At 43.2% G+C, this 739-nt stretch carries 1 protein-coding gene; it reads right to left on the bottom strand.

Going from position 1 to position 739, the window contains the following annotated elements:
* Window positions 1-635 (bottom strand): putative solute-binding protein (locus A3762_RS22530; RefSeq protein WP_231878902.1); only part of this gene is annotated, 635 nt, incomplete at its 3' end.
* Window positions 636-739: the final 104 nt, after the last annotated feature.

The following is a 739-nucleotide window of genomic DNA, read 5'->3' as shown; positions in this document are numbered from 1 at the left end:
AAAGTGTTATATGCCAAGGCTGGCATCAATAGAATATCGATGTTTCCATTATTAAATTGTCCTGAAAACGTTGCGAGCGAGGTACCAACCGGTGAGGCGCCAGCTAAGCTCGACAACTGCAAAGCCTGAGGATCTTCGTTTAACACTGAAATTTTCTTGCCACTAAATTCAGCGACCGTGTCTATATTTTTATCATTCACAAAAGCAAACATGGATCCTACCGGAAACGAAGCCACAACTTCGTATTTACCGTTGGTCATCAATTTACCCGCTTTAGGATTCGCTAGAGTAACCAGTACACGATCCAATTCGTCGTCAGACAAAATGCCTCCGATAGCGTCAAGGCTGCCTGCGAACGGCACATAATTTCGTGAGAGTATCGCCGTTAGATGTACTGCATCGCATAAGCCCGCCTTGAAATCATTAGATGCCACTTTCTCATCGGTATAAGTGATGAATTCAAGATCAAGCCCCCATCCTAAAGCCTTTGGCTTAAGGTCGGAAAAGAACTCAACTACGGGCCCCGTTTTCCCTACAGGATCCCAAAGACAATATTTCTTTTTTTCGAGAGCAAAAGACTGCACTGAAAATAGTGCACAGAAGATAAAAATGGTCGTTTTGGTTGCAGTATTCATCACTAAACCGTGGCCTCTTATTCGTTATTATTTAATAGCGAGTGCCTTGGAATGCGTAGGTAACTGCATACAAATACCTATCAAAGCGCTTCTAAGCTACTCCT

Source organism: Oleiphilus sp. HI0125 (assembly GCF_001635355.1).
The sequence above is the reverse complement of the archived record's forward strand: the minus strand, read 5'-3'. Positions and strand labels throughout refer to the sequence as shown.